The sequence below is a fragment of the Pseudomonas sp. MS646 genome, from assembly GCF_036693845.1.
Taxonomy (GTDB): domain Bacteria; phylum Pseudomonadota; class Gammaproteobacteria; order Pseudomonadales; family Pseudomonadaceae; genus Aquipseudomonas; species Aquipseudomonas chlororaphis_E.
In genome coordinates this window covers 5,006,841-5,031,432 of sequence record NZ_CP144763.1, presented here as the reverse complement: position 1 = coordinate 5,031,432, position 24,592 = coordinate 5,006,841, and the positions used below count along the sequence as shown (strand labels likewise).

Genomic DNA, 24,592 nt, shown 5'->3' with positions numbered 1-24,592 from the left:
TATTGGGGTGTCGAGTACCGAAGATGAACAGCTGGCGGATTTGAAGGACTGGTGGACGCGCAATGGCAAGCCGCTGGTCACTGGCGGCCTGTTGGCGCTGGTCATCGTGTTCGGCTGGCAGGCCTACCAGAAATACCAGAACAACCAGTCGCAAGGCGCCTCGGTGCTCTATCAGCAATTGCTGGAAACCACCCTGACGCCAGACGGCAAGCCTGACGCGGCACGTGTCGCGGATCTGGCCGGCAAGCTCAACAGCGAGTTCGGCGGCACCGCGTACGCGCAGTACGGTCGCCTGTTCGTGGCCAAGGTAGCGGTGGACAACGGCAAGCTGGACGACGCCGCCACCGAGCTCAAGGGCATTGTCGACAAGCCGGCCAACCCGACCCTGGGCGAAGTGGCGCGTCAGCGCCTGGCGCAGGTGCTGGCGGCACAGAACAAGACCGAAGACGCCCTGAAGTTGCTTGACGGCGATGCCGACAAGGCCTTCCTGGCGACCCGCGAAGAACTCAAGGGCGACCTGCTGGTACAGCTGGGGCGCACCGATGAGGCTCACGCGGCCTACCAAAAAGCCAAGGCTGCGCTGTCGGATGAAGCCGCAGTCGGTGGCCTGCAAATCAAGCTGGACGACCTGGCCAAAGGGGATGCGTGACGTGATCCGTTGGAAACATGCAGCATTGCTGACCCTGGCCATTCTGGCCGCGGGTTGCAGCAGCAACAGCAAGAAAGAACTGCCTCCGGCCGAGCTGACCGATTTCAAAGAAGAAGTCGTGCTGCAGAAGCAATGGAGCCGTTCCATCGGCGAAGGCCAGGGCGAAACCTACAACATGCTGGTGCCGGCCATCGATGGCGACACGATCTACGCCGGTGACGTCACCGGTGAAGTGTATGCACTGGATCGCATGAACGGCGACACCAAGTGGGAAAAGGACCTCGAACTGCCTGTGTCCGGCGCCGTGGGCGTGGGTTACGGTCTGGTCATGATCGGCACGCTCAAGGGGGAGATCGTCGCCCTCGATGCGAGCAGCGGTGAAGAGAAATGGCGCGCCCGCGTGTCCAGTGAAGTGCTCGCCCCGCCGGCCACCAACGGTGACGTGGTCGTGGTCCAGACCCAGGATGACCGTCTGATCGGCCTGGATGCCGCCACCGGCAACCAGCGCTGGGTCTATGACAGCACACCGGCAGTACTGACCCTGCGCGGCACCAGCGCGCCTGTCGTCACCAACCGCCTCGCGGTGGCTGGGTTGTCGACGGGTAAGGTGGTCGCCCTGGACATCTCCAACGGCGTGCCGGTGTGGGAGCAGCGCGTTGCTGTCCCGCAAGGTCGTTCGGAACTGGAGCGCGTGGTCGACATCGACGGCGGCCTGCTGTTGTCCGGCGGTACACTGTACGTCGCCAGCTACCAGGGCCGCGTGGCCGCACTGGACCTGGAAAGCGGTCGTCCGCTGTGGCAACGCGATGCGTCCAGCTACGCCGGTGTCGCCCAAGGGTTTGGCAGCGTCTACGTGAGCCTGTCCTCGGGCACGGTCGAAGGCGTCGACGAGCGTTCTACCACCGCGTTGTGGAGCAATGATTCCCTGGCCCGCCGCCAGTTGTCGGCCCCGGAAGTGTTCTCCAGCTACGTTGCAGTGGGTGACCTGGAAGGTTACCTGCACCTGCTCAGCCAGGTAGACGGCCGTTTCGTCGGCCGTGAGCGCATCGACAGCGACGGCCTGCGTGCCCGTCCGCTGGTGGTGGGCAACATGATTTATGTGTATGGCAACAGCGGCAAGCTGGAAGCCCTGACCATCAAGTAAGACTATGCTTGGGGCTAGACCTCAAGCGGCCTGTCCTTTGTGGGAGCGGGCTTGCTCGCGAATACGGCGTATCAGAAGACAAATTCTCGACTGACACACCGCTTTCGCGAGCAAGCCCGCTCCCACAGGACGGCCTCCGAGCACCAGCCGCTGCCTCGCAGCGGCTTTTGTATTTTCTGAAATAACGAAGTGGAGAGCCGCATGGTTCCCGTAATCGCCCTGGTGGGCCGACCGAACGTCGGCAAGTCCACCTTGTTCAATCGCCTGACCAGGACTCGCGACGCCATCGTCGGCGACTTGTCCGGTCTGACCCGTGATCGCCAATACGGTGAGGCCAAGTGGCAAGGGCGTACCTATATCCTGGTCGACACCGGCGGCATCTCCGGTGATGAACACGGCATGGACGAAAAAATGGCCGAGCAGTCGTTGCTCGCCATCGAAGAAGCCGATGTGGTGCTGTTCCTGGTAGACGCCAAGGCCGGTTTTACCGCCGCCGACCAGATGATCGCCGAGCATTTGCGCAAACGTAACAAGCGCTCCCACGTGGTGGCCAACAAGGTCGACAACATCGACCCGGACATGGCCCGCGCCGAATTCGCACCGTTGGGCATGGGCCAGGCGATCCCGATCGCCGGTGCCCACGGCCGTGGTATCAGCCAACTGCTGGAAATCGCCCTGGCGGACTTCCCGAAGGACGATGAAGACGAGCCGGAAGAGGGCGAAGAGGAAATCGTCGCCGAAGGCGAAGAAGCCAAGCGTATTCCGGGCCCGAGCGAAAAAGACGGTATCAAGATCGCCATCATCGGTCGTCCGAACGTGGGCAAGTCGACCCTGGTCAACCGCATGCTCGGTGAAGACCGGGTGATCGTGTATGACCAGCCCGGCACCACCCGCGACAGCATCTACATTCCCTTCGAACGCAACGAAGAGAAGTACACGCTGATCGACACCGCTGGTGTGCGCAAGCGCGGCAAGATCCACGAAGAAGTCGAAAAATTCTCCGTGGTCAAGACGTTGCAGGCGATCAAGGACGCCAACGTGGTGATCTTCGTGATGGACGCGCGCGAAGGCGTGGTCGATCACGACCTGAACCTGCTGGGCTTTGCCCTGGAGGCCGGTCGCGCATTGGTCATCGCGATCAACAAATGGGACGGCATGACGCCCAGCGAGCGGGATTTCGTGAAGGTCGAATTGCAGCGCCGGCTGTTCTTCGTCGACTTCGCCGACATCCACTTCATCTCGGCCCTGCACGGCACGGGCGTGGGCAACCTCTACGCCTCGGTGCAGAACTCGTTCAAGTCGGCGGTCACCCGCTGGCCGACCAACCGCCTGACCCAGATCCTCGAAGACGCCGTCGGCGAGCACGCGCCACCGATGGTCAACAACCGTCGGATCAAGCTGCGTTACGCCCACCTGGGTGGTGCCAACCCGCCGATCATCGTGATTCACGGTAACCAGATCGAGAAGGTGCCCAAGTCCTACGTCCGTTACCTGGAAAACACCTATCGCCGCGTCCTGAAGCTGGTCGGCACGCCGATCCGCATCGAGTTCAAGGGCGGCGAGAACCCGTACGAAGGCAACAAGAACACGCTCACCGACCGCCAGGTCAACAAGAAGCGCCGCTTGATGTCGCACCACAAGAAGGCCGACAAGAAGCGTCGCGATAAGCGCTGATTGACTGCTCAGAGGGGCGTTGCCCACAGAGACAGCATCCAGAACCTGTGGCGAGGGGATTTATCCCCGCTGGGCTGCGTAGCAGCCCTAAAACCCACAACTCGGTGTGTCAGGTAGATTGAATTCACTGCTTTGGGGTTGCTGCGCAACCCAGCGGGGATAAATCCCCTCGCCACAGGGTTCTGTGTCGGGATGGCTGTGATGTCATTGAGTGATATCGGGTGCCCCTGGGCACCCTTTTTCATGCCCGACGATTGGGCTATTCTCGGTCTCTCCCGCGCCGCGCCAGAGCCGGGGGCAGAGCAAGGGACCGTTGATGATCACCAGCAAGTTGCCAAACGTCGGCATCACCATTTTCACCCAGATGTCCCAGCTTGCCGCGCAGACCGGCGCGCTGAACCTGTCCCAGGGGTTTCCCGATTTCGATGGCCCGCAGGCCTTGCGCGATGCGGTCGGTCGGCATGTTGCCCAAGGCCATAACCAGTATTCGCCCATGACCGGCCTGCCGGCCTTGCGTCAGCAGATCGCCGCGAAAATCACCCGCAGCTACGGCGCCAGCGTCGATGCCGACCAGGAGATCACCGTGACGCCTGGTGCGACCCAGGGGATTTTCTGTGCCATTGCCGCCGTGGTCCACCGTGGTGACGAAGTGATCGTGTTCGACCCTTGCTATGACAGCTACGAGCCCGCCGTAACGTTGGCCGGTGGGCGTTGCGTGCACGTGCAACTGGGCCTGGAAGATTTCGCCATCGACTTCCAGAAGCTTGGCGAAGCCTTGAGCCCGCGTACCCGCATGATCATCCTCAACACCCCGCACAACCCCAGCGGCGCGCTGATCAGCCGCGCCGAGCTGGATCGGTTGGCGACGTTGATTCGCGACCGCGATATCTACCTGGTTAGCGACGAAGTCTATGAACACCTGGTGTTCGACGGTGTGTCCCATGCCAGCGTGCTGGCCCACGAAGAACTGTATCAGCGGGCCTTCGTGGTCAGTTCGTTCGGCAAGACCTATCACGTCACGGGCTGGAAAACCGGCTACGTCGTGGCACCGCCGGCTCTGAGCGCGGAGCTGCGCAAGGTCCATCAGTACGTCAGTTTCTGCGGTGTGACGCCGTTGCAGTACGCCCTGGCCGACTACATGGCCGAGCACCCCGAGCACGTCGATGAGCTGCCGGCCTTCTACCAGGCCAAGCGTGACCTGTTCTGCGATCTGCTGGCTCCGTCGCGGTTCAGCTTCAAGCGCGTGGCCGGGACTTACTTTCAGCTGGTGGATTACAGCCAGATCCGCCCGGACCTGAACGACGTCGACATGGCGGTCTGGCTGACCCGTGAACACGGCGTGGCGACGATTCCGGTGTCGGTGTTCTATCAGGACCCACCCCAAGGCCAGCGCCTGGTGCGCCTGTGCTTTGCCAAGCGCGAGGAGACGCTGCGTGAAGCGGCGGAAAAACTATGCGTGATTTGAGCGCGTTGCCGAACCTCGACATTGCCCTGATCCAGACCACGCTGGCCTGGCACGATCGCCAGGCCAACCTGGAGCATTTCGAAGGCCTGTTGGAACAGGCCCGCGGGGCGGACTTGATCATCCTCCCGGAAATGTTCACCACCGGGTTTTCCATGGCGTCGCACACCCTGGCGGAGCCGGAGCACGGCCCCACCAGCGTGTGGCTTCGCACCCAGGCGGCGCGGCTCGATGCGGTGATCACCGGCAGCCTGATTGTCCAGGCCGCCGACGGTAGCCACCGCAACCGCCTGCTCTGGGTGCGGCCGGACGGTGAAGTGCTGCATTACGACAAGCGTCATCTGTTTCGCATGGCGGGGGAGCACAACCACTACACGCCGGGGGAGCGCCAGGTGCTATTCGAGCTCAAGGGCTGGCGGGTTCGTCCGCTGATCTGCTACGACCTGCGCTTTCCGGTCTGGAGCCGCGACGCCGAGGACACCGACCTGCTGCTGTACACCGCCAACTGGCCAGGTGCGCGTCGCCAGCATTGGAACCGGCTCCTGCCGGCCCGGGCGATCGAGAACCTGTGTTATGTCGCCGCGGTGAACCGCATCGGTACCGATGGCAAGGGCTTCGCCTACACCGGCGACAGCCAGGTGCTGGATTTCCAGGGCGAGACCTTGCTCAGCGCCGGCGACGCCGACGGTGTGTTCACGGTGCGCTTGAACGCAGCCGACCTGGCCGCGTACCGCACGCGGTTTCCCGCGAACCTGGATGCAGATGACTTCGAATTCATCTAAATGTAACGATTCAGCCCTTTAGAAAGGGGGGCGCAGGCCGATAGAAAGTCATCCAAGGAGGCGTACCCATGACCACTATCAGCGCAACTACCGTAAACCCTTATCCGCTTTCGGCCCCCACCGTTCGGATCAAGGGCGCTGGCGAAGAAACGGCGACTACCACGACAGCGACCGAAGCTGGCGATGAGAAGGGGAAAACACTGAAAGTCGATACCAGCGGCGCCAACGTGGCCGGTGCGCCTTCCAGCGGCGGTATCGATGTCGTCGAGCAGTTGAAGAAGCAAATCGAGCAGGCCGAGAAGCTCCTGGCCCAGCAGCAAGCTGAGCTGGCGCGAGTGCAGAAGAGCCAGGCCAGCGCCGAACAGAAGACCCAGCAGGCGATGGCCATCCAGACCCAGATCATGGGCACCCAGGCTGCCTTGCAAACCTTGCGGGCATCGTTGCTGCAGGCGATGGCCGGCCCTGTCGACACCCATGCTTGACATTGGGGGGCTGAGCCGCCGCCGTCTTCGCGAGCAAGCGCGCTCCTACAAGAGCCGAACGCAGAACGTCCGTTAATGCCAGCCCACAAAAAAGCCCCGGGGTTCACACCCCGGGGCTTTTTGTATTCAGCGGAGGATCAGGCCGCTTTGGCTTCTATCTGGCTCAGCGAGCGGTTCAGCGCGCTGAACAGGGCCTTGAAGCTGGCGGTGGTGATGTTTTCATCGATGCCCACACCGTGCACCGCGCGTTCACCGTTGACCCGCAGCTCGATGTAGGCCGCAGCCTTGGCGTTGGTCCCGGCGCCGATGGCGTGTTCGTTGTAGTCCATGATTTCCACCGGCACCGGCAGGCCGGCCACCAGGGCTTCCAGGGCGCCGTTGCCCTTGCCGCGCCAATGCAGGTTGGTCTCGCCCTGGCCCTTGCTGGCCACTTCGACTTCCACCGCGCTGTTGCCGTTCTCTTCCTGCAGGCGATGGCTGACCAGCGCATACGGGGTGTTGGCTTGCAGGTACTCGCTGTGGAGCAGGGCGTGGATCTGCTGGGCGGTCATCTCCAGGCCGAGGCGATCGGTTTCGCGCTGGACCACCTGGCTGAACTCGATCTGCATGCGCCGTGGCAGGCTGATGCCGTATTCCTGTTCCAGCAGGTAGGCGATGCCGCCCTTGCCGGATTGACTGTTCACGCGAATCACCGCCTCGTAGCTGCGACCGATGTCGGCCGGGTCGATCGGCAGGTACGGCACTTCCCACAGGGTGTCCGGTTTCTGCTGGGCGAAGCCCTTGCGGATGGCGTCCTGGTGCGAACCGGAGAACGCGGTGTGGACCAGGTCGCCCACATACGGGTGACGCGGGTGCACCGGAATCTGGTTGCATTCCTCGACCACCTTGCGCACGCCGTCGATGTCGGAGAAGTCCAGCTCAGGGTCGATGCCTTGGGTGTAGAGGTTCAGTGCCACGGTCACCAGATCGACGTTGCCGGTACGCTCGCCGTTGCCGAACAGGCAGCCTTCGACACGGTCGGCGCCGGCCATCAGGCCCAGCTCGGTGGCGGCTACGCCGGTGCCACGGTCGTTGTGGGTGTGCAGGCTGATGATCACGCTGTCACGGCGGTTGATGTGGCGGCCGAACCATTCGATCTGGTCGGCGTAGATGTTCGGGGTGGCGACTTCCACGGTGGCCGGCAGGTTGAGGATCACCTTGCGCTCGGGCGTCGGGTTCCAGACCTCGATCACCGCGTCGCAGACTTCCTTGGCGAACTCCAGCTCGGTGGCGCTGAAGGTTTCCGGCGAGTACTCGAACTGCCACTGGGTTTCGGGTTGCTGCGCGGCGTATTTGACGAACAGCTTGGCGGCGTTCACCGCGATTTCCTTCACGCCTTCCTTGTCCTGGTTGAACACGATGCGGCGGAACGACGGGCAGGTGGCGTTATACAGGTGGACGATGGCTTTCTTCGCCCCGCGCAGGGATTCGAAGGTCCGCGCAATAAGGTCTTCGCGAGCCTGGGTCAGCACCTGGATGGTGGTGTCGTCCGGGATGTGGCCTTCTTCGATGAGGGTGCGCACGAAGTCGAAGTCGGTCTGCGAAGCGGCCGGGAACGACGCTTCGATTTCCTTCACGCCGACGGCGACCAGGGTTTTCCAGAAGCGCAGCTTCTTCGCGGCGTCCATCGGCTCGATCAGCGACTGGTTGCCGTCACGCAGGTCGGAGCTGCACCAGATCGGCGCGGCGGTGATGGTCTTCGACGGCCAGGTGCGATCCGGCAGGTTGATGGTCGGGAAGGCGCGGTACTTGGAAGACGGGTCTTTGAGCATGCTCATCGGGGGAATCCTTTTGTTGTCGTGGCCGGAAAAAGGCGGCCTGCCGGTGGTTCGAACGGGGGTGGCTTCATAGCCTGGACGAGGTGCCGCGATTCAGCCCGGCAGTCGTGCGCTGACGAGGCACAGGCTGCGGTGCTGGCGAAGCTGGATGAGGGTGTGAGAGGTTTTCATGCCCTCAACCCTAACCGTGTGAGGGGAGGATCGCAAGCAGTCGGAAAAAATTGAGAGAAGTTCTGATTTTTGGCGGGTTTGCGAGATTTAATCGCGCATGTGTCAGGTATGGATATCAGGAATTGCGTCGATGTTTTGAGCTTGGCAATTTGCGGGAGGGTGGTGATGGGAGGCGTCACCGCGAGCAAGCTCGCTCCCACAGGGGATCTCTGTGGGTTGCAAATGTTGTGTTCGCAGGAGATCCCTATGTGGGAGCGGGCTTGCTCGCGAAGAGGCCAGGAGCCTCAGCACATTTCAGGGCTGAAACGCCCCGATAAAAATGGCCGGATCCACCCGTGCATCGTTCAGGCTGATGTTCCAGTGCATGTGCGGCCCGGTCGCCCGGCCCGTGGAGCCGACCTTGCCCACCACCGTGCCCCGTGCCAGTTGCTGGCCGACCTTCACGTCGATCTTCGACATGTGGCAGAACATGCTGATGAAGCCTTGTCCGTGGTCGACGAACACGGTGTTGCCATTGAAGAAGTAGTTGCCGGTGAGGATCACCTTGCCGGCGGCCGGGGTCTTGATGGGCGTGCCGGCGGGCACGGCGAAGTCGAGGCCCGCGTGGGGGTTGCGTTCTTCGCCGTTGAAGAAGCGGCGCACGCCGAACTTGCTCGACAGCGGGCCGTTGACGGGTTTGTCCAGCAGCAGGTTGCTGGGGATGTTCGGGCTGAAGCTGCGGTAGGCCTTCAATTGCACGGCCAGTTCGGCGTCGATGCGCTTGAGGTCCGCCGGGTTCGGGTTGACCTGGCGTTTGTTCGCCAGGGTGATGTGCTGTTCGGGGTATTTCTTGTAGCCGACCACGAACGGTTGGGTGGTCCCGCCGCTGCTGATCTGCTGGGTGCCGGGTTGGACGGTCAACGGGATGCCGACAATCGCCAGCCAGTTGTTCTGTTCCTTGACCACCAGCACCGGCTTGCCCTGATAGCTGGCTTTCGGTGCCTGGGCTGCGCTGCCCAGGTCCACCACGGCCACGCCGCCGGGCACCGGTTTGTTCAACAGGCGGGTGATGTAGCTGTCGGCGTGGGCCTGGGCGGCCAGGCACAGCAACAGCAGCGGTGCCAGGGCGGAGAGGGAAAGTCGCGGCATGAGTCAATCCAGTAGAGAAAGGGTGACCGGTGTCAGGTGGTTGTCTTCGACCCGCACCAGCAGTTCGCCTTCGCCGAGCCTGGCGCTCAGGCGCTGGCCGGTGTGGGTTTGCCCGGCGCTGCGGATCGCATGGCCGCGTTCGTCGAGCAGGATGCTGTAGCCCCGGCCAAGGGTCGCCAGGGGGCTGACGATGTGCAGCGTCTGCATCTGGTTGTGCAACTGCACGCGTCGCGCTTTCAGGCCCTCGCGCATGGCCCGCGGCAGGCGTTCGGCAAGGCTGTCCAGGCGATGGCGCAGCAAGGCCAGGTGCCGGCCTGGATGTTGTCCGGCCAGGCGGGTTTCCAGACGGATGAGCCGTTCACGGCGAGTATTGAGGCTGCGTTCGAAGGCGCGGCGCAGGCGCATGTCCAGGTCGTCCAGGCGCTGGGCTTGCTGACGCAGGCGTTCGCCGGGGTGGCGCAGGCGCCGGGTGAGGCCTTCGAGGCGCAGTTGATCGCGCATCAGGCGGTCGCGCATGCGCATCACCAGCCGGCGATGCAGGCTTTCGACCCGGCGCACCAGGTCGCCGGCATCCGGCGCCAGCAGTTCGGCGGCGGCGGAGGGCGTCGGGGCGCGTACGTCGGCGACGAAATCGCTGATGGACACGTCGGTTTCATGGCCGACGGCGCTGACGATCGGTGTCACGCAGGCGTCCACGGCCCGGGCTACGGCTTCTTCGTTGAAACACCACAAGTCTTCCAGTGAACCGCCACCCCGGGCCAGGATCAGGGCATCGAACCCCCGGGCGTCCGCCAGCTTCAGGGCGCGGACGATCTGCGCGGTGGCTTCGCGGCCCTGCACGGCGGTGGGGATCAGCGTCAGGGAAATCTGCGGCGCACGGCGGCGGAAGACGCTGATGATGTCGCGGATCACGGCGCCAGTGGGCGAACTGATGATGCCGATGCGTTGTGGATGGGCCGGGAGCGGCACCTTGCGCTCGGCGCTGAACAGGCCTTCGGCGCTGAGCTTTTCCTTCAGGGCATCGAAGGCCAGGCGCAGGGCGCCATCGCCGGCCGGCTCGACGGTGTCGAGAATCAGTTGATAATCGCCACGCCCCTCGAACAGCGAGACCTTGCCGCGCACCTTCACCGCCAACCCGTCTTTCAAGGCCTGGCGAACCCGGGCGGCGTTCTGCCGGAACAGCGCGCAGCGCACCTGGGCGCCACTGTCCTTGAGGGTGAAGTACACATGGCCGGAGGCCGGACGGGCGAGGTTGGAGATTTCGCCCTCGACCCAGATGTTGCTGAACACGTCTTCGAGCAACACCCGCGCACGGCCGTTGAGCTGGCTGACAGTCAGGACCTCGCGGTCCAGGCCCAGGCGGGCAAAGGGATCTTTAATCATGGGCGGCATGATAAGGGGATTCGCCGATGGTGTGCAGACAATTAGACCGGGTTGCCTGCATCGCGAGCAAGCTCGCTCCCACAGGCGATCTATGTCGTACTGAAGATCAACTGTGGGAGCGGGCTCGCCCGCGAAAGCGGTAGGGCGGTCTCTACAAATACTGGATATGCCGCCCGGCACTTGGCTAAAGTCGCCTCTTCGCCATCAAGGAAGTTGTGCAATGGATCCTCTGTCGTGGTTGGGGCAATGGGCATTCGCCCCCGTCGAATGGTTGATCATCGGCCTGGCCATCGGCCTGGCCTACATCGTCTTCGGCATCGCCGGGTTCGGCACGGCGCTGGTGGCGGCGCCGATCCTGTTGCTGTTCATGCCCTTGTCAAAAATCGTACCGTTGCTGGTGTTGCTGGATTTTGTCGCGGCCTTCGGCAACCTGTTGCCCTCGCGACGGGACGTGTCGCGGCCCGAGCTGCTGCGGTTGCTGCCGTGCATGGCGGTGGGCTGCAGCCTGGGGGTGATGTTCCTGCTTAACCTCAAGTCCGACGTGCTGCTGTTGTTGATGGGCGTGTTCATCAGCGGCTATGCGATCTACAGCCTGTTGATCAAGGCCCGGCCGACTCAGTTGTCGGCGCTGTGGTCGGTGCCGATGGGCATAGTGGGCGGGATGTTCGGGGCGTTGTTCGGCAGCGGCGGCTTTCTGTATGCCATCTACCTGAACAGCCGCTTGCCCAAGGAGCCGGCCCGGGCGACCCAGAGTGCCTTGATCAGTTGCAGCACCGTGGTGCGCCTGAGCCTGTTCGCTGTCGCGGGCGTGTATGCCGAGCTACCCTTGCTGGTACTGGCGCTGTGTTTGTTGCCGGCCATGGCGCTGGGACTGTGGGTGGGGCGTCGCCTGACCATGAGGATGTCGCGTGAAGCGTTCGTGCGCCTGGTGACCTGGCTGGTGCTCGCCAGCGGCATTGCCTTGATCGGGCGTTACCTGAGTGCTTGACCTGGCTTGACCAGGGATTAAGCTGCCGGCCTTTTAATTGCTCCCGCCAGAGAAACCCCAGGCCTCGTCATGAACTCCCAAAGCATCATCGTTCCGAAAATCTCCACCTTGCCAGTCCACGAACCCCGGGCCAGGGCGATCGTGCGCTGGCTGGTGCGCAAGAACATCGTCGAGGAACAACTGACCACCTGCGGGCGCACCGGCAATCGCATGGCCCATGCCATTGCACCTGGCGCGAGCAACGTGGTGTTGCACCCCGATGCCTTGCCGTTCGGGGAAGCGGTCAACGGGTTGGAAATCATCACCAAGCGCTGCATCTACACGCCGGCCAAGGGCTTTCTCGAAGAAGCCGGCTGTGCCGAATGCCGCCAGGAGATCGGCGAGGCGCTGTTCGAAAGTCTGGAAGACTGGATGCCCGCCCGCACCGACAACTTCACCTGCCCTGAATGTGGCCATGAAGATGACATCAACGGCTTCCTGTTCCTGCAGCCTTGCGGTTTCTCCAACCTGGGGTTCATCTTCAACAACTGGCTGGAGGCGGGGTTCAAGCAGGACTTCCTCGACGAATTCGCCGATTGGCTGGATCAGCCGGTGAGTTGGGTGAAGGTGGAGTTGTAGAGAGGGGCACTGGAGATTGCTTTTGTGGCGAGGGGATTCATCCCCGCTGGGGCGCGAAGCGGCCCTAAACCCAGGCCATGCGGTACATCAGGCATATTGAGCCGACTGTTTTTGGGACTGCTATGCAGTCCAGCGGGGATAAATCCCCTCGCCACGCGGTTCGGAGTACAGCCGGGAGCAGTGTGTTTTCACCCATCAATCACCCCGGCAATAATAGACAGAGTTTTACATTGAGCCAGGCGGGGTGCATGAGTATAATGGCGCGCTTCCATTTTCCCGCTCGGGAGCCCCCGCGATGCTGCGTATCAGCCAAGAAGCCCTGACCTTCGACGACATTCTCCTAGTGCCTGGTTATTCCGAGGTGCTGCCTAACGAAGTCAGTCTCAAAACCCGTCTCACCCGTGGCATCGAACTGAATATCCCCCTGGTTTCCGCTGCCATGGACACCGTGACCGAAGCCCGTCTGGCCATTGCCATGGCCCAGGAAGGCGGTATCGGGATCATCCACAAGAACATGACCATCGAACAGCAGGCCGCCGAAGTGCGCAAGGTCAAGCGGTTCGAGGCTGGCGTGGTCAAGGACCCGATCACCATCGAGGCCGATGCCACGGTTCGTGATCTGTTCGAACTGACCCGCATGCACAACATCTCCGGCGTTCCGGTGCTGCACGATGGCGACCTGGTCGGCATCGTCACGTCCCGCGACGTGCGTTTCGAGAACCGCCTGGATGCCACCGTCCGCCAAGTGATGACGCCTAAAGAGCGCCTGGTCACGGTCAAGGAAGGCACCAGCAAGGACGAAGTTCGCGAGTTGCTGCACAAACACCGCATCGAGCGCGTGCTGATCGTCGACGACAAGTTCGCCCTCAAGGGCATGATGACTGTCAACGACATCGAAAAAGCCAAGGCCTACCCGCTGGCCAGCAAGGACGACCAGGGTCGTCTGCGCGTAGGCGCGGCAGTCGGCACCGGCAAGGACACCGGTGACCGTGTCGCCGCCCTGGTCAATGCCGGCGTCGACGTCGTTGTCGTCGACACCGCCCACGGCCATTCCAAAGGCGTGATCGACCGCGTTCGCTGGGTCAAGCAGAACTTCCCTGACGTGCAGGTGATCGGTGGCAACATCGCCACCGGCGAAGCCGCCAAGGCCCTGGCCGACGCTGGCGCCGACGCGGTCAAGGTCGGTATCGGCCCAGGCTCGATCTGCACCACCCGTATCGTTGCCGGTGTCGGCGTGCCGCAGATCAGCGCCATCGCCAACGTCGCCGCCGCCCTCGAAGGCACGGGCGTGCCGTTGATCGCCGACGGCGGTATCCGTTTCTCCGGTGACCTGTCCAAGGCCATCGTCGCCGGTGCCTACTGTGTGATGATGGGTTCGATGTTCGCCGGTACCGAAGAAGCGCCAGGCGAGATCGAACTGTTCCAGGGTCGTAGCTACAAGGCCTACCGCGGCATGGGTTCGCTGGGCGCCATGTCCCAGGCCCAGGGCTCTTCGGACCGTTACTTCCAGGACTCCTCCGCGGGTGCCGAGAAGTTGGTACCGGAAGGCATCGAAGGTCGTGTGCCGTACAAGGGCACCCTGAGCGCCATCATCCATCAACTGATGGGCGGCCTGCGGTCTTCCATGGGCTACACCGGCAGCGCCAACATCGAAGAGATGCGTACCCGGCCGGAGTTCGTGCGCATCACCGGCGCCGGCATGGCCGAGTCCCATGTCCACGACGTGCAGATCACCAAGGAAGCGCCGAACTACCGCGTAGGTTGAGGCTTCCAGCAAAACGTTAATCACCGGGGCTGTTCATTCAGCCCCGAGTTGTTTCTGATTCACTACATGAGAATGAGTCATGGCCCTCGACATTCACGCTCACCGCATCCTGATCCTCGACTTCGGTTCCCAGTACACCCAGCTGATTGCCCGCCGCGTGCGTGAAATCGGCGTGTACTGCGAATTGCACCCGTTCGACATGGATGACGAAGCGATTCGCGAGTTCGCTCCCAAAGGCGTCATCCTCGCCGGCGGTCCCGAGTCCGTGCACGAAGCCAACAGCCCGCGCTGCCCGCAGGCGGTGTTTGACCTGGGCGTGCCGGTCTTCGGCATCTGCTACGGCATGCAGACCATGGCCGAGCAACTCGGCGGCAAGGTCGAAGGTTCCGACCTGCGTGAGTTCGGTTATGCCCGCGTCGATGTGGTCGGCAAGAGCCGCCTGCTCGACGGTATCGAAGACCATGTCGACGCCGACGGCCTGTTCGGCCTGGACGTGTGGATGAGCCACGGTGACAAGGTCACCCGGATGCCGGAAGACTTCCACATCCTGGCCAGCACGCCGAGCTGCCCGATTGCCGGCATGTTCAGCGACGAACGCCGCTACTACGGCGTGCAGTTCCACCCGGAAGTGACCCACACCAAGCAGGGCGGTCGTATCCTGTCGCGCTTCATCCTCGACATCTGCGAGTGCGAAGCCCTGTGGACGCCGTCGAAGATCGCCGAAGACGCCATTGCCCAGGTGCGTGCCCAGGTCGGTACCGACAACGTGCTGCTGGGCCTGTCCGGCGGCGTGGACTCCTCGGTGGTCGCGGCGCTGCTGCACAAGGCCATCGGTGATCAACTGACCTGCGTCTTCGTCGACAACGGCCTGCTGCGCCTGCACGAAGGCGAGCAAGTGATGGCCATGTTCGCCGAGAACATGGGAGTCAAGGTGATCCGCGCCAATGCCGAAGAACAGTTCCTGACCAACCTGGCCGGTGAGTCCGATCCGGAGAAGAAGCGCAAGATCATCGGTCGCACCTTCATCGACGTGTTCGACGCCGAATCCTGCAAGTTGGACAACATCAAGTACCTGGCCCAGGGCACCATCTACCCCGACGTGATCGAGTCGGCCGGCGCCAAGAGCGGCAAGGCCCACGTGATCAAGTCCCACCACAACGTCGGTGGCCTGCCGGAAGAAATGAACCTCAAGCTGGTCGAGCCGCTGCGCGAGTTGTTCAAGGACGAGGTCCGTCGCCTCGGCCTGGAACTGGGCCTGCCTTACGACATGGTCTACCGCCACCCATTCCCGGGCCCGGGCCTGGGCGTGCGGATCCTTGGTGAAGTGAAGAAGGAATACGCCGACCTGCTGCGCCGCGCCGACCACATCTTCATCGAAGAACTGCGCAAGGCCGACTGGTACCACAAGGTCAGCCAGGCCTTCGTGGTGTTCCAGCCGGTGAAATCGGTGGGCGTGGTCGGCGATGGCCGTCGCTACGCCTGGGTCGTGGCCTTGCGCGCCGTGGAAACCATCGACTTCATGACCGCTCGCTGGGCACACCTGCCGTACGAGCTGCTGGAAACCGTGTCCGGACGCATCATCAACGAAATCGACGGCATCTCCCGCGTCACCTATGACGTGTCGAGCAAGCCGCCGGCGACGATTGAGTGGGAATGATCCCGCGTCCGGCACTGCCCGGCATCAAGTGGTAGGAAACACACCGAAAGCCCGCGTAATTGCGGGCTTTCGACTAATTGCGCCTTGCCCTGGCGGCGGATTAAACCACTTGCACCTTGGTCATTTTTTCGCCTTCAAGCCAGGCGCTGATGTCGCTGGCGCGCATGGGTTTGGAGAATAGGTAGCCCTGGGCCCAGGCGCAGCCGAGGTTTTTCAGTACGTCGAGTTCTGCGGCGGTTTCCACGCCTTCGACGATGCATTCCAGCTGCATGTCCTGGCACATGGCGATCAGCGACTTGACGATCTTGAAGCTGGCCGGGTCGAGGTGGATGTTGGTGACGAAGGTGCGGTCCACCTTCAGTTTGGTCAGCGACAGCGCGTGGATCTGGCTCAGGCTGGAATAGCCGGTGCCGAAATCGTCGAGGGAGATGCCGCAGCCCAGTTCGCGAAAACGGCCGATCGCTCGCTGGGTCTGCGGTAGATCCTGGATGGCCGCGGTTTCGGTGATTTCCAAATCGAGACAGGCCGGGTCGAACCGGCTGCTCTTGATCAGCTCGACGATCTGCTGGGCGGCCTCCTCCGAACCACAGTCGTGGGCGGACAGGTTGAATGACAGGCGCATCCCCGCGGGCCAGCTTGCGGCCGCGTCCAGCGCCTTGCTCAGCAACGGCACCGTGAGGCGATTGACCATGCCGACGCGCTCGGCAATCGGGATGAACTCACTGGGCGGCACGTTACCCAACTCTGGGCTTTCCCAGCGTGCCAGTGCCTCGAACGCGGCGGTTTGCTCACTGCGAATATCCATGATGGGCTGGAATACCACGTTAAACTCACCCTCCAGATCGGCCCTGCGCAGGGCCTGTTCGGTCAGCCCTTCGCGATTGAGCTGCTGGCGATGAGCCGCGCTGAACAGGCAGACCGTGCCGGGGCGGTGGCGCTTGCTCTGATACAAGGCATAGTCGGCGTATTCATACACTTGGGTGGCGCTGGATGCCTGATCCGGGAAGGTGGCGATGCCCAGTGACGCGCTGATCTGAATAGGGATGTCCACCAGCAGAAACGGCTCGCGCATGCTGGCGCAGATTTTCTCGCCAAACGCCCTCAATTGGTCGTCGCTCATGGCCCGAGTGATGATCAGGCCGAACTCGTCACCCCCCAGCCGGGCCAGGTGTACATCTTCATCGAGCAGCCCGGTCAGGCGCTGACCCACCTGATAGAGCAGCTTGTCGCCAATGCTATGGCCATACAGATCGTTGACCGGCTTGAAACCATCCAGATCGATCAGCCCCACGGGCAGGCGAATCGCCTGCTCGCTGGCGCGGGACAGCAGCGTATCGAGGCGGGAAAAGAACTGCCGCCGATTGGCCAGGCCGGTCAGGCTGTCCTGATTGGCCAGTTGAAGGTTTTCCTCGCTGAGTTTTGCCGTATGCGCCTGCATGTTCACCAGTCGGGTGAAGTCGGCGTACTGTGCCTTGAGAATGATCAGCATGGCGATGGACACCAGCAGGACGTCAATCGCAGTGGCAATGAAGGTAATGATATTGGTGGAGGCGAAGAACACCACGAAGGCGGTGTTGACCACGGCTGTGGTGGCCAGGGCTGCTGGCAGCAGGTGCATCATGCAAAAAATGCAGCCGATGACGGTGATCGCCATGTAAAAGGCGACATGCGCCTGGGTATAGCTCGTGCCGTAGGGAAACAGCGCCAGTGACCAGGCAGTGAACGCCACGGCGACAAAGGGTGCGAGCATGTTGGTGCGCTTGAGCTCCGTGAGCATCTGCGCCGGGCTGCGCGTCTGCTTGCGTGTGCGTATCCATTCCACCGCACGAATCACGCCGAACAAACTCATGATCAACGGGCAATACACCACCAGCCAGCGCGGCGCGACCGCAAAGTGGGTGCCCGCCAGCATCAGGGTATTGGTCAGCAGGATGAAATACATCATGGGCAACTGGCGAGACAGCGCGATGTATTGCGCCTTGACCAGACCGGGATTGTCCTTGGGAACGGACATCAACGCTCGCATGCCGAGCAGGGTTTTTTTCATCAGGCGACGCTCTGAGAATACAACCAGATGAATAACCGAACGGGTTATCCTTTCCAGCCTGGGCCAAGCAGGGCTAAACACTGCTCTTATAGGATCGTGTCGGCTGATCCTCGGGTTTCTTCAGTCTCTATGAGTGATGGCACTTTGATTTCGTTCCGTAGCCGATAAACGGCAAATAAAAAGCCGTGTGAACCTGCATTCACGCGGCTTTTTTGTTTCAGCGACGCACTACAAACCAAGGGGCCTTCTATACTCAACCGCGTCCCGTTTCGGCGCCCGCTGCGCCGCAATAAGGAGAGCGCCATGAACGACACCCAAAAACTCGCCGCCTTGCGCATGGTTTTGATCGGGGTGGGCCTGATCTCCGTGTTTGCGATCTGGCCGCTGATGATCCTGTGGCCGTCCGGTTGGACGTGGCACAGCGGCTATTCCGACTATCCGCTGATGATCGTGGGCCTCTATGCCACGCTAGGTGTGTTCCTGCTCAGGGCTTCGCGTGATCCGATGAGGCACTTGAGCCTGATCTGGTTTACGGTGTGGTCGAGCATCGTGCATGGCGCGATCATGGCCGTGCAGTCCTTTGGCGTCGGCATGGACGGCATGAGCCATTACGGCCATCTGCTCGGCGACGTGCCCGCGCTGTTCGTCGTCGCGGCGGCGCTGGCGTTCTTCACACCCCGTGGGGAGAAGGCGCGGTTGTTGGCGGGGTGATCCTTGCGTCGCGGAGCATCTGAAAAGCCCTGTGGATAATCTCTGCAGGGCTTTTGTTTTGATGCCCTTGCCGTTTTTCCCTTGCGCTGTTTTGGCCCTCGACGCAGAAGCCGTCCGGCACTGTCACCTTTCGCTACGATTCGGCCCTCAGCGTTGCGCCGGGAATGCCTATCCTCCAAGGAAGGATAAGGTTGTCATTTGACAACCAGGCAGGCCATGCGAATACTGGTGAGCCTTGATGATTCGTCCCTCGCATCCGAAAAAAGAGGTTGAAGACGCGCTGAGGCATGCCGAAGCGTGGGGGTGGCGCATAGAGGTCGGCGGCAGTCATGCCTGGGGACGCGCTTATTGTCCGTATAACGACGAAGCGTGCCGTTGCGGTGAGTTCTGCATCACATCGATATGGAGCTCGCCGAGAAACCCTGGCAATCATGCGCGAGCGCTACAACGCGTTGTAGACAATTGCACGACCCATCGCAGTCGTTGCGAGGCTGATGACGATGCTGAGGAGTAAGACAGTGGAATATACCTTTACCCTGAAATATCAGCTTGCTGACGACGACCGTACCTCGGATGAACTGTTGGAGCGGCTGGGTGCGTCCGGTTGCGACGATGCCTTGGTAGGCATAGGACAGCCGGGACGGTTGGCTCTCGAATTCACGCGCGATGCCCCTGACGCGATTAAGGCCGTGCTCAGCGCTTTGGGCGACGTACGCCGTGCGGTACCAGCGGCCCGGCTGATCGAGGTTGCTCCTGATCTGGTCGGGCTCACCGATGTGGCCGAGATCGTCGGCGTGTCTCGGCAGAACATGCGCAAGTTGATGTTGGCCCACCCGAGCAGCTTCCCGACGCCCGTACACGAGGGCAGTGCGTCTATCTGGCACTTGGCGGACGTGCTGAGCTGGCTGCAGAGCAAGGGCAGTTATTCGCTTACCAAAAATGTGTTGGATGTTGCCCTGGCAGCCTTGCAGGTCAACGTTGCGAAGGAAGGCCGACGCTTACCAGGAATGATTTTCGAGGACTGGGAGGCTTTGGTTGGCTGATAACCTGGGGTGAGGGGCACCCCCAGGCCCTCTCGTCGCCTCTGGCGGGCCTGCGCGACAATCCTTCACTTAATCTTTCTCAATTGCGGGTGTATCGTATTCGCCTTTTGCGGGCCTACCGGTTCGCGCGGATTCAATAGGTGGTTGCCTTCATGTCGTTTACCCGTCGCCAAATTCTCGGTGGCCTGGCCGGTCTTGTTGTCGTGGGCGTTGGCGCGGGAGGCGCATCGCGGTATTGGTTGGGCAAGCGGGCGGATGCCCAGGCTGGGCACGACTATGAATTGATCGCCGCGCCCCTGGACGTGGAACTGGTGGCCGGGCACAAGACCCAGGCCTGGGCCTTCGGCCCGTCGGCGCCGGGCACCGAGCTGCGGGTACGCCAGGGTGAATGGCTGCGGGTGCGGTTCATCAACCACCTGCCGGTCGCCACCACCATCCACTGGCACGGCATCCGCTTGCCGCTGGAGATGGATGGCGTGCCGTATGTCTCGCAGTTGCCGGTGCTGCCGGGCGAGTACTTCGATTACAAATTCCGTGTGCCGGACGCCGGCAGCTATTGGTATCACCCTCACGTCAACAGCAGCGAGGAGCTCGGTCGCGGCCTCGTGGGGCCGTTGATCGTCGAAGAGCGCGAGCCCACCGGCTTCAAGTACGAACAGACCCTGAGCCTCAAGAGTTGGCACGTGGACGAGCAGGGCGAGTTCGTGGCCTTCAGCGTGCCCCGCGAAGCGGCCCGTGGCGGGACGGCGGGGCGGCTGTCGACCATCAATGGCGTGTCGCAGGCGGTCATCGACCTGCCGGCCGGGCAGATCACTCGGGTGCGCTTGCTCAACCTGGACAATACCCTGACCTACCGGATCAATATTCCGGGGGCCGAAGCACAGATCTACGCACTGGACGGCAATCCCGTCGAGCCGCGTCCGCTGGGCAAGGAATACTGGCTGGGGCCGGGCATGCGCATCTGCCTGGCGATCAAGGCGCCGCCGGCCGGGGAGGAACTGTCGTTGCGCAACGGCCCGGTGCGCCTGGGCACCTTGCGCTCGGTGGCCAACAACGATGCGCCCACCCAGTGGCCACCCGCGCTGCCCGCCAACCCGGTCGCCGAGCCGGACCTGGCCAATGCCGAGAAACTCAACTTCAATTTCGAATGGGTCGGTTCGGTGTCGGTCAATGTGGACAACGGCAAGCCGCCGAGCCTGTGGCAGATCAACGGCAAGGCCTGGGACATCACCGACAAGACCTGCGCCGACCGGCCGATTGCCACGCTGAAAAAAGGCCAGAGCTATATTTTCGAACTGAAGAACATGACCCAGTACCAGCATCCGATCCACTTGCACGGCATGAGCTTCAAGGTGATCGCGTCCAACCGGCACAAGGTTGTCCCGTACTTCACCGACACCTACCTGCTGGGCAAGAACGAGCGGGCCCAGGTGGCGCTGGTGGCGGATAACCCGGGGGTATGGATGTTCCACTGCCATGTGATCGACCACATGGAAACCGGCCTGATGGCCGCCATCGAGGTGGCGTGATGCGCCAGATTCGTCCCGCGCGGATCATCGACCGCAGCCGTGACCAGGATTTCATGCGCGAAGCCCTGGCCCTCGCCGCCCAAGGCGCGGCCCTGGGCGAAGTGCCGGTGGGCGCGGTGCTGGTGCAGGACGGCGAGATCATCGGGCGCGGCTTCAACTGCCCGATCAGCGGCCACGACCCCAGTGCCCACGCGGAAATGGTCGCCATTCGTGCCGCGGCCCAGGCCGTGAGCAACTATCGCCTGCCGGGCAGCACCCTCTACGTCACGCTGGAGCCGTGCAGCATGTGCGCCGGCCTCATCGTCCACTCGCGCATCGCCCGGGTCGTCTACGGCGCCCTGGAACCCAAGGCCGGCATCGTCCAGAGTCAGGGGCAGTTTTTCAGCCAGGGCTTCTTGAACCATCGGGTGATGTTCGAGGGTGGGGTGCTCGCGGAGGAATGCAGCACGGTGTTGAGCGAGTTCTTCAAGGCGCGCAGGGTCAAATCGCAAGGTTGAATACATAGCCCTGTGGCGAGGGAGCTTGCTCCCGCTGGGCTGCGCAGCGGCCCCAAACCATTCAACACAGTGCCTCAGGAAAAACCAGTTGGCGGATTTTACGGCTGCTGTGCAGCCGAGCGGGAGCAAGCTCCCTCGCCACAATGATTGGCAGCCCTAAAGTGAACATGGACTGGCTCACATAAGGGGACAATCTATCTATTTACGCGCCACAATTACCGCCCGCATCGGCGCCGGCAGGCCTTCGATGGTTTTGCCGTGGTCCGCAGGATCGAGGAAGTCACTCAATGACTGGTACTTCATCCACTCGGTGCTGCGCTGTTCCTCGACGCTCGTCAGGCTCACGTCCACGCAGCGCACGTCGCTGAACCCGGCACGCCGCAGCCAGCGTTCCAGGGCCGGCACCGAGGGCAGGAACCACACGTTACGCATCTGCGCGTAGCGGTCCTCGGGCACCAGCACCTGATGTTCGTCGCCTTCGATCACCAGGGTTTCGAGCACCAGTTCACCGCCCTTGACCAGGCAGTCCTTGAGGGCCAGCAAGTGTTCGATCGGCGAGCGGCGGTGATAGAACACACCCATGGAAAACACCGTATCGAACCCTTCGAGGTCTGGCGGCAGGTCTTCGAACGGGAACGGCAGGTGCCAGGCATTGGGCTGCGACAGGTAGCGCTGCACCGCCTGGAACTGGCAGAAGAACAGCCAGTTGGGATCGACGCCGATCACGGTGTCGGCCCCGGCCCCGAGCATCCGCCACATGTAATAGCCATTGCCGCAGCCCACGTCGAGGATGCGCTTACCCTTGAGGTCAAGGTGCGGCGCGACCCGCGACCACTTCCAGTCCGAGCGCCATTCGGTGTCCACGTGCACGCCAAACAGGTCGAACGGGCCTTTGCGCCACGGCGACAGGCCCATCAGTGCCGTACGCATCTGCGCGCGGGTTTCGTCACTGCAATCGGTGTCCAGCGTCAGGCCGTTGAGCAAGTCGATTTTGCTTGGCTGCAGGACGGGCAAGGCATCGAGGGCGCTTTGCCAGCGTTCCAGGTCGCCGTGGCCCTTTTCCATTTTGCGGTCGAGTTGCGTCTGCAGCATCGCGGCCCAGGCGGCCAAGGGGGTGCCGGCCAGATGGCGGGCGAGGGGGGACAGGTCAATCATGGCAGGGCAATCAACGAGGCGAAGTTAAGGCATTGGAACCACGGCACGACTTTCGAGAACCCGGCCGCCAGCAGGCGCTCGCGGTGTTCTTCGAGGCTGTCGGGCTTCATGACGTTTTCGATGGCGCTGCGTTTCTGGGCGATTTCCAGTTCGCTGTAGCCGTTGGCGCGCTTGAACGCCACGTGCAGGTCGGTGAGCAGCGCGTGCTCCTGGACATCGTTGAAACGCAGTTTTTCCGACAGGATCAGCGCGCCACCGGGCAGCAGCGACTGACGGATGCGCCCCAATAAAGCGGTGCGCTCTTGCGGGGCGATGAATTGCAGGGTGAAGTTCAGCGCCACCACCGAGGCCGGCTGGAAGTCCAGGGCGAGGATGTCGCCTTCGATCACCTCCACCGGGAGCAACTCCTGGAACATCGAGTCCTGGCCGTTCAGGTATTCACGGCAGCGCTCGACCATGGCCGCCGAGTTGTCCACGGCAATCACCCGGCAGCCGTCGGTGCGCACATGACGGCGCAGCGCCTGGGTCACCGCGCCCAGGGACGAACCCAGGTCGTAGAGCACGCTGCCCGGTTGGGCGAACTGCGCGGCGAGCACACCGAGGTTTTCGACAATGGTCGGGTAACCCGGCACCGAACGCTTGATCATGTCCGGAAACACCCGCACCACGTCCTCGTTGAAGGCGAAGTCAGGCACTTGGGCCAAGGGTTGGGCGAATAGGCGATCGGGCTCTTTGCTCACGGGGGTTCCAGGGGAATGGAGGGTGAAAAGGCCGGCATTTTAACCAAAAAACCGCTGGGCGCGAGCCTTTGTGGACGCTGGGCGCGCGCATCGATCCTGGCCTCAGACGGGCCGTCGGGTAAAGGCTGACGCCGTGATGCCCCACTGGCCCAGCCAATAGCTGAGGATGATCAGGTAAGGCGCGGCATGGAAGGGCGCGACGAAGCGGTTGATGCCGATCATGCTATCGGACACGACGAAGGCCAGCGCCCCCGCGGCGGCCAGCCAGGCCGAGCGCCGGGGAACCTGGCTGCCCAGGCGCGCCAGCGCTCGCCAGAGCATGGCGCTGATGACCAGGCCATACACGATCACCGGCACCAACAACGGCCCGAGTCCGCCGGACACGAGCAGGCCCAGCAACAGCGCGCCGATGCCCAGCGCCAGCGCCAACGGTAGCAGCGCCGGGCGACGAGTGTCGCTGAGGTAGGCCTTCAGGTAGGCCAGGTGCGCCAGCAGAAACGCACCCAGGCCGAACACGAACAGGTCCCCAGGCCAGGCCAGCAATACGTCGCCCACCAGCGAGAACATCAACCCCAGGCTGATCCAGCGCCGGTATTCGCCAGGCGGCGCATCGTGCAGCCAGCCCAGCAGGGCCAGCACCGGCATGGGCTTGACCAGCAGGCACAACAGCGTGGCGTGCATGGCCAGGCCATAGAGGTAGGTGGCCGCGCCCATCAACGCCAGGATCAGCCAACCCACGGTCAGTTCACCGAAATGGCGCAGTCGAAGGTTTCCACCGGCGGCACTTCCGGTGCCCAGGGTTGCTGGTACGTCAGGCGCAAGCGTCCGGTGCCCGCGGTGAACGCCTGGAAGCGCCAGGTGGACACGCCGGCAGCGCCGACGATGCCCGCGTCTTCCGGGTTACGGTAAACCTCGGGGCCAAGGCTTTTCAGCACGCCGCCTGCCGAGTCCTGGATCGTCCAGCGGTACCCGGTGGTGGGGTTGCTGGGCAGGCTCAGGATCAGGTTTTGCCCGCTATCGAGCCGCACCGGGCATTGGCTGAGTTTTTCCACGGTCACGTTGTGTTTCGATTGCGTGGCGCAGGCACTCAACAGCGCGAGGCTCAAAGGGACAAGCAGGCGAGTGGGGGACATAAGGGCTCCGGCATTCA

At 62.7% G+C, this 24,592-nt stretch carries 23 protein-coding genes; 15 read left to right on the top strand and 8 right to left on the bottom strand.

Annotation, left to right across the window (positions count from 1 at the left end; translation table 11 throughout):
- Window positions 1–7 precede the first annotated feature (7 nt).
- The 6 genes from V3H56_RS22100 (at window position 8) to V3H56_RS22075 (ending at window position 6,193) form a co-directional block, all read left to right on the top strand.
- Window positions 8–649, top strand: a complete 642-nt coding sequence (locus V3H56_RS22100; protein WP_042727989.1) for a tetratricopeptide repeat protein — start codon at window positions 8–10, stop codon at window positions 647–649.
- Window positions 642–1,793 (top strand): outer membrane protein assembly factor BamB, encoded by a 1,152-nt coding sequence (gene bamB / locus V3H56_RS22095; protein ID WP_047736791.1) that lies wholly within the window; start codon window positions 642–644, stop codon window positions 1,791–1,793. Before V3H56_RS22100 ends, bamB begins: the two co-directional genes overlap by 8 nt.
- Before the next feature lie 201 nt (window positions 1,794–1,994).
- Entirely contained in the window at window positions 1,995–3,467 is a 1,473-nt protein-coding gene (der, locus tag V3H56_RS22090) for a ribosome biogenesis GTPase Der (RefSeq protein ID WP_042727987.1), read from the top strand.
- 316 nt (window positions 3,468–3,783) lie between these two features.
- Window positions 3,784–4,932, top strand: a complete 1,149-nt coding sequence (locus V3H56_RS22085) for a pyridoxal phosphate-dependent aminotransferase (RefSeq protein ID WP_047736788.1) — start codon at window positions 3,784–3,786, stop codon at window positions 4,930–4,932.
- On the top strand, window positions 4,920–5,711 hold the full coding sequence (locus V3H56_RS22080; protein ID WP_042727985.1) for an amidohydrolase: 792 nt from the start codon (window positions 4,920–4,922) through the stop codon (window positions 5,709–5,711). Before V3H56_RS22085 ends, V3H56_RS22080 begins: the two co-directional genes overlap by 13 nt.
- Window positions 5,712–5,779: 68 nt before the next feature.
- A complete protein-coding gene (locus V3H56_RS22075) occupies window positions 5,780–6,193 on the top strand; it encodes a hypothetical protein (protein WP_042727984.1) in 414 nt (137 codons plus the stop codon).
- Window positions 6,194–6,330: 137 nt separating this feature from the next.
- Here the strand turns inward: V3H56_RS22075 and leuA are convergent, their stop codons facing one another.
- The 3 genes from leuA to xseA form a co-directional block, all read right to left on the bottom strand.
- On the bottom strand, window positions 6,331–8,010 hold the full coding sequence (leuA, locus tag V3H56_RS22070) for a 2-isopropylmalate synthase (RefSeq protein WP_042727983.1): 1,680 nt from the start codon (window positions 8,008–8,010) through the stop codon (window positions 6,331–6,333).
- Window positions 8,011–8,475: 465 nt separating this feature from the next.
- Window positions 8,476–9,309 (bottom strand): peptidoglycan DD-metalloendopeptidase family protein, encoded by an 834-nt coding sequence (locus V3H56_RS22065; protein WP_047736787.1) that lies wholly within the window; start codon window positions 9,307–9,309, stop codon window positions 8,476–8,478.
- A 3-nt stretch (window positions 9,310–9,312) separates the two neighbouring features.
- On the bottom strand, window positions 9,313–10,692 hold the full coding sequence (xseA, locus tag V3H56_RS22060) for an exodeoxyribonuclease VII large subunit (RefSeq protein WP_042731054.1): 1,380 nt from the start codon (window positions 10,690–10,692) through the stop codon (window positions 9,313–9,315).
- A gap of 220 nt (window positions 10,693–10,912) precedes the next feature.
- Between xseA and V3H56_RS22055 the strand changes: the two genes are divergently transcribed.
- The 4 genes from V3H56_RS22055 (at window position 10,913) to guaA (ending at window position 15,720) form a co-directional block, all read left to right on the top strand.
- The gene (locus tag V3H56_RS22055; RefSeq protein ID WP_047736785.1) at window positions 10,913–11,680 is read left to right on the top strand and encodes a sulfite exporter TauE/SafE family protein; all 768 of its coding nucleotides are present in this window, start codon (window positions 10,913–10,915) and stop codon (window positions 11,678–11,680) included.
- A gap of 69 nt (window positions 11,681–11,749) precedes the next feature.
- Window positions 11,750–12,298 carry a hypothetical protein gene (locus tag V3H56_RS22050; RefSeq protein WP_042731056.1) on the top strand — a complete coding sequence of 183 codons (549 nt, stop codon included), beginning with the start codon at window positions 11,750–11,752 and terminating at the stop codon, window positions 12,296–12,298.
- A gap of 295 nt (window positions 12,299–12,593) precedes the next feature.
- Window positions 12,594–14,063, top strand: a complete 1,470-nt coding sequence (gene guaB, locus V3H56_RS22045; RefSeq protein ID WP_042731057.1) for an IMP dehydrogenase — start codon at window positions 12,594–12,596, stop codon at window positions 14,061–14,063.
- A 79-nt stretch (window positions 14,064–14,142) separates the two neighbouring features.
- Window positions 14,143–15,720, top strand: coding sequence for a glutamine-hydrolyzing GMP synthase (guaA, locus tag V3H56_RS22040; protein WP_042731058.1), 1,578 nt, complete (start codon window positions 14,143–14,145; stop codon window positions 15,718–15,720).
- Window positions 15,721–15,820: 100 nt separating this feature from the next.
- On the opposite strand, the gene V3H56_RS22035 is transcribed toward guaA, so the two are convergent.
- Window positions 15,821–17,767 carry an EAL domain-containing protein gene (locus V3H56_RS22035; protein ID WP_212802991.1) on the bottom strand — a complete coding sequence of 649 codons (1,947 nt, stop codon included), beginning with the start codon at window positions 17,765–17,767 and terminating at the stop codon, window positions 15,821–15,823.
- A 303-nt stretch (window positions 17,768–18,070) separates the two neighbouring features.
- Here V3H56_RS22035 and V3H56_RS22030 point away from each other — a divergent pair, with 303 nt between their 5' ends.
- From V3H56_RS22030 to tadA, 5 genes are all read left to right on the top strand, one after another.
- Window positions 18,071–18,478, top strand: coding sequence for a DUF6632 domain-containing protein (locus V3H56_RS22030; protein WP_047736781.1), 408 nt, complete (start codon window positions 18,071–18,073; stop codon window positions 18,476–18,478).
- Between the two features lie 238 nt (window positions 18,479–18,716).
- On the top strand, window positions 18,717–18,992 hold the full coding sequence (locus tag V3H56_RS22025) for a hypothetical protein (RefSeq protein WP_080964311.1): 276 nt from the start codon (window positions 18,717–18,719) through the stop codon (window positions 18,990–18,992).
- A 4-nt stretch (window positions 18,993–18,996) separates the two neighbouring features.
- Window positions 18,997–19,521, top strand: a complete 525-nt coding sequence (locus V3H56_RS22020; protein WP_042731063.1) for a DNA-binding protein — start codon at window positions 18,997–18,999, stop codon at window positions 19,519–19,521.
- 152 nt (window positions 19,522–19,673) lie between these two features.
- Entirely contained in the window at window positions 19,674–21,050 is a 1,377-nt protein-coding gene (locus V3H56_RS22015; protein WP_047739483.1) for a multicopper oxidase family protein, read from the top strand.
- Window positions 21,050–21,547 (top strand): tRNA adenosine(34) deaminase TadA, encoded by a 498-nt coding sequence (gene tadA / locus V3H56_RS22010; protein WP_047736779.1) that lies wholly within the window; start codon window positions 21,050–21,052, stop codon window positions 21,545–21,547. The genes V3H56_RS22015 and tadA overlap by 1 nt, the downstream gene beginning before the upstream one ends.
- A gap of 198 nt (window positions 21,548–21,745) precedes the next feature.
- On the opposite strand, the gene cmoB is transcribed toward tadA, so the two are convergent.
- The 4 genes from cmoB to V3H56_RS21990 form a co-directional block, all read right to left on the bottom strand.
- Window positions 21,746–22,702 carry a tRNA 5-methoxyuridine(34)/uridine 5-oxyacetic acid(34) synthase CmoB gene (gene cmoB, locus V3H56_RS22005; protein ID WP_047736777.1) on the bottom strand — a complete coding sequence of 319 codons (957 nt, stop codon included), beginning with the start codon at window positions 22,700–22,702 and terminating at the stop codon, window positions 21,746–21,748.
- Window positions 22,699–23,442 (bottom strand): carboxy-S-adenosyl-L-methionine synthase CmoA, encoded by a 744-nt coding sequence (cmoA, locus tag V3H56_RS22000; RefSeq protein WP_047736775.1) that lies wholly within the window; start codon window positions 23,440–23,442, stop codon window positions 22,699–22,701. Before cmoA ends, cmoB begins: the two co-directional genes overlap by 4 nt.
- 102 nt (window positions 23,443–23,544) lie before the next feature.
- Window positions 23,545–24,180, bottom strand: coding sequence for a lysoplasmalogenase (locus tag V3H56_RS21995; protein ID WP_042732436.1), 636 nt, complete (start codon window positions 24,178–24,180; stop codon window positions 23,545–23,547).
- A gap of 2 nt (window positions 24,181–24,182) precedes the next feature.
- Window positions 24,183–24,575, bottom strand: coding sequence for a protease inhibitor I42 family protein (locus tag V3H56_RS21990; protein ID WP_042732435.1), 393 nt, complete (start codon window positions 24,573–24,575; stop codon window positions 24,183–24,185).
- Window positions 24,576–24,592: the final 17 nt, after the last annotated feature.

Bases quoted from the DNA above. Each gene is read 5' to 3' on its own strand.
- bamB (WP_047736791.1), top strand. From the start codon at position 642: ATGCGTGACGTGATCCGTTGGAAACATGCAGCATTGCTGACCCTGGCC.
- der (WP_042727987.1), top strand. From the start codon at position 1,995: ATGGTTCCCGTAATCGCCCTGGTGGGCCGACCGAACGTCGGCAAGTCC.
- V3H56_RS22085 (WP_047736788.1), top strand. From the start codon at position 3,784: ATGATCACCAGCAAGTTGCCAAACGTCGGCATCACCATTTTCACCCAG.
- V3H56_RS22080 (WP_042727985.1), top strand. From the start codon at position 4,920: ATGCGTGATTTGAGCGCGTTGCCGAACCTCGACATTGCCCTGATCCAG.
- V3H56_RS22075 (WP_042727984.1), top strand. From the start codon at position 5,780: ATGACCACTATCAGCGCAACTACCGTAAACCCTTATCCGCTTTCGGCC.
- leuA (WP_042727983.1), bottom strand. From the start codon at position 8,010: ATGAGCATGCTCAAAGACCCGTCTTCCAAGTACCGCGCCTTCCCGACC.
- V3H56_RS22065 (WP_047736787.1), bottom strand. From the start codon at position 9,309: ATGCCGCGACTTTCCCTCTCCGCCCTGGCACCGCTGCTGTTGCTGTGC.
- xseA (WP_042731054.1), bottom strand. From the start codon at position 10,692: ATGATTAAAGATCCCTTTGCCCGCCTGGGCCTGGACCGCGAGGTCCTG.
- V3H56_RS22055 (WP_047736785.1), top strand. From the start codon at position 10,913: ATGGATCCTCTGTCGTGGTTGGGGCAATGGGCATTCGCCCCCGTCGAA.
- V3H56_RS22050 (WP_042731056.1), top strand. From the start codon at position 11,750: ATGAACTCCCAAAGCATCATCGTTCCGAAAATCTCCACCTTGCCAGTC.
- guaB (WP_042731057.1), top strand. From the start codon at position 12,594: ATGCTGCGTATCAGCCAAGAAGCCCTGACCTTCGACGACATTCTCCTA.
- guaA (WP_042731058.1), top strand. From the start codon at position 14,143: ATGGCCCTCGACATTCACGCTCACCGCATCCTGATCCTCGACTTCGGT.
- V3H56_RS22035 (WP_212802991.1), bottom strand. From the start codon at position 17,767: ATGAAAAAAACCCTGCTCGGCATGCGAGCGTTGATGTCCGTTCCCAAG.
- V3H56_RS22030 (WP_047736781.1), top strand. From the start codon at position 18,071: ATGAACGACACCCAAAAACTCGCCGCCTTGCGCATGGTTTTGATCGGG.
- V3H56_RS22025 (WP_080964311.1), top strand. From the start codon at position 18,717: ATGATTCGTCCCTCGCATCCGAAAAAAGAGGTTGAAGACGCGCTGAGG.
- V3H56_RS22015 (WP_047739483.1), top strand. From the start codon at position 19,674: ATGTCGTTTACCCGTCGCCAAATTCTCGGTGGCCTGGCCGGTCTTGTT.
- tadA (WP_047736779.1), top strand. From the start codon at position 21,050: ATGCGCCAGATTCGTCCCGCGCGGATCATCGACCGCAGCCGTGACCAG.
- cmoB (WP_047736777.1), bottom strand. From the start codon at position 22,702: ATGATTGACCTGTCCCCCCTCGCCCGCCATCTGGCCGGCACCCCCTTG.
- V3H56_RS21990 (WP_042732435.1), bottom strand. From the start codon at position 24,575: ATGTCCCCCACTCGCCTGCTTGTCCCTTTGAGCCTCGCGCTGTTGAGT.